This is a genomic window from Muribaculum sp. (assembly GCF_029051885.1).
Classification (GTDB): domain Bacteria; phylum Bacteroidota; class Bacteroidia; order Bacteroidales; family Muribaculaceae; genus Muribaculum.
In genome coordinates this window covers 1-2623 of the sequence record NZ_JAIDKI010000190.1, presented here as the reverse complement: position 1 = coordinate 2623, position 2623 = coordinate 1, and the positions used below count along the sequence as shown (strand labels likewise).

Annotated in this window: 3 protein-coding genes; all 3 read left to right on the top strand. The window is 56.7% G+C overall.

Features of this window, described 5'->3' with window-relative positions:
* Positions 1-816, top strand: an 816-nt coding sequence (locus tag K2I50_RS08070; protein WP_301025825.1) for a zincin-like metallopeptidase domain-containing protein, incomplete at its 5' end; no start/stop codon positions are given.
* A 4-nt stretch (positions 817-820) separates the two neighbouring features.
* A complete protein-coding gene (locus K2I50_RS08065; RefSeq protein ID WP_301025824.1) occupies positions 821-2011 on the top strand; it encodes a toprim domain-containing protein in 1191 nt (396 codons plus the stop codon).
* A 7-nt stretch (positions 2012-2018) separates the two neighbouring features.
* The coding region (locus K2I50_RS08060; protein WP_301025823.1) for a hypothetical protein at positions 2019-2623 on the top strand (605 nt) is incomplete at its 3' end.

Genomic DNA, 2623 nt, shown 5'->3' with positions numbered 1-2623 from the left:
CCTGAAATGCGCGACACTCAGGGTATGTACGCCCACGGCGCACTCGACCGCATGGTTGCCGAGCAGACATGGCTCTGTCCCATACAGGCCGACCGCAAGGAGAAGGGCGCATACTATTCCCCCTCGCGTGATATTGTGGTGCTTCCCATGAAGCAGCAGTTCAACAAGGGCACGACTCCGGAGGACATATACCGCGACGGCATGGAGTTCTACTCGACCATGCTACACGAAATGACGCACTCCACCATGACACCCGAAAGGCTCAACCGTGAGGCGGGCGCGAAGTTCGGCGACCCGAAATATGCGAAAGAGGAACTGGTGGCCGAGCTTACAGCGGCCATGATAAGCCACTCTATGGGCTTCGACTCAAAAGTCACCGACAACTCGGCGGCCTACCTCGATTCATGGATAGGCGCGCTCCGGCAGGAGCCGAAGTTCATCGTGTCGGTGATGGCCGATGTCAACAAGGCTTCGGAAATGATACTCGACCGTGTGGACGCACAGCGCATATCGCTCGGCGAACAGCCTTATCTGGCTAAGAACGACCCTCTGATGGCACCTTTGGAGGACGAGATATGCCCGTTCAGGAACGCCGCCATAATCAAGACCCGCTCCGGCGACTTCGCCCTGCGTGCCTCATACAACGGCGTCGATCTCGGCATGAAGCCCATCGAGCGTTCAACCGCGAGAATGTATTTCCAGCTTACCGACCAACGCGAGAAAGATATATTCCTCGGAAGCGCGATACGCAAGAATTATGAATCGGAGATAGCAGGCATCGACCGCCGCGCCTCCAAGTCACTCTCAATCGTCTGAAGCTATGGCACCGGCTGACTATAAGGTAAAGTTCAAGGAACTTAAATCGCGTGTGGGTATTGATGATGTCGCCTATTCGCTCGGCTACCGCCTCGACCGCAAGGCAGGTGTGGGCCGGTACATCGAGCTTGTGCTGGGCGAGGGACGCGACAAGCGCGACACAATCATCGTCAGCAACCGCCGAGACAAGGCTTCGCAGACTTTCTTCCGACGTGACGGCTCAAAGGGTGACGTGGTGTCGTTCATACGCGAGAATCTTTCATCATTCAATGTCATCGGGCTTACTGAATGGCAAAAGATAGCGAAAGTGATGGCGCAGTTCGCCAATATGCCGGAGCCGGATTATGACCGCGACCGGGATTATGTACGCTCGGCATCCGCGCCTCAGGTGTTCGACCCTTCGCGCTACCGTGTCAAGGAACTGGACGCGGCCAATATCCCCCGGCTGTTCGCACAGCGCGGACTGTCGGCAGATACGGTCAAGGCTCTCGCCCCGTTCATTTCCCTTGTGTCTGACAGACGCAACGAGAATTTCAACGGCTACAATATTGGCTTCCCCTACACGGAAGCCGGGAGTGACAAGACTGTGGGATATGAGATCCGCGGCGTGAGCGGTTACAAGTCAAAGGCCGCCGGCACCAATTCCTCCACGGCGGCGTGGGTGGCCGACCTGTCGCACGGCAACAACGGTCTCGTGCGTCATGTGTTCTTCTGTGAATCCGCCTTTGACGCTATGGCTTTTTTCCAGCTGAACCGGCCCCGGTTAGGCGAGAATATCGCCCTTGTCTCCCTCGGCGGCACGTTCTCCGACCGTCAGGTACTTGGCGTGATGGAGCGTTTTCCAAACGCTCGTGCCTACGACTGCTTCGACAACGACCTTGCCGGACGTATCAACGGTCTCCGCCTCATGGCTCTTGTCGAGGAGATACCACTGAAAATCACCAAGACGCCGGAGGGCTTGATGGTGGAGGCCAAAGGCAAGAGTTTTCCGGTGTCACCCGACCGCTCTGCCTACACCCAGTTTGAACCGCATATCTCCGTGCGTTACCGCATGGGGCAGTGGCAGCCGCCTAAGGACTTCAAGGACTGGAACGACTGCCTGCTTGGTAAACGCTCCTCAATCAAGATACTCCCTACCAAACATGACCGTGACGATAACCTCGCCGAGCAACGCGCCTCCGGCTTAAAAATATGACTGACCGATGAAGACTATCAAACCGAAAACATCCCTGCTCGCTCTATCCCTCCTTGTCATTCCGGGAGCGGACATGATGGCGCAACAGACCGACCCGACGCTCACGGCGGCGGTGATAGCGCAGACCGTGGAGCTTAACAATATCCACAAGAAGCGCAAGTCAACCCAGGAGAAGATCATCGCGGCTGAAGCCGCCGTGACAGTAGCACTCGACCGCGTTCACTCCGTCGAGAACAAGATGCTTGAGTATCTTTCCAACGCCCAGGGTGCCATGCAGAATCTCTATCAGATAAAGCGTGCCGGAGAACTGGTGCTTACGGAGATACCCAAGAACTGCGACCTGTTGCGTAAATCGGTGCCGGGACACCTTAAAGGTACGGCGATAGCGGTGCTGGTGTCCGATGAGCTGACTGACGCGGCCGCACAGATGGCGGCTCTCTATCCCTTCATGCAACAGCTTGTCACTTCTGGTAGCTACACTGTCACAGGCTCTGATGGCAATAAGGAGAAGCACAAGGTCAACCTGCTCAACTCCGCCGAGCGGTACTATGTGGCAAACGAGGTGGTGACACGTCTGGAGACAATCAACACCGACCTGTGGCTGCTGGCGTG